Origin of the sequence: Escherichia sp. KCJ4928 (assembly GCF_004352695.1) — a bacterium.
Lineage (GTDB): Bacteria > Pseudomonadota > Gammaproteobacteria > Enterobacterales > Enterobacteriaceae > ECMA0423.
Genome location: NZ_SJWV01000863.1, coordinates 1 through 253 on the forward strand (window position 1 = coordinate 1; position 253 = coordinate 253).

The window sequence follows — 253 nt, forward strand, 5'->3', positions numbered from 1 at the left end:
TGCACATTCCAGCCTGAACTCAGGGGTGAAGGTTCGTTTGGTTTTCTTGTTCATTAAGTCACCTGTTTTGTGTTGTGGTGAGAATATCACCTTTCATCAGGTGGCCAAATTTAGTGTGCCACTACAATATCCTGTCGAACTCCATCCACATCATCGCCTCGCTCGCACTCAGGCTGTGGCGCAGTTCGGATAAGGTGCGCCCCAGACGGAGCGCAAGTCGCATCAGAAAGCGAATTTCCGGGCGGGCTACTTT

The 253-nt window shown here is 51.0% G+C and carries 1 pseudogene; it reads right to left on the reverse strand.

Annotation, left to right across the window (positions count from 1 at the left end):
- Positions 1–127 precede the first annotated feature (127 nt).
- Positions 128–223 (reverse strand): annotated as a pseudogene (locus E0D98_RS27140) (phage tail protein); the annotation flags it as partial.
- Positions 224–253: the final 30 nt, after the last annotated feature.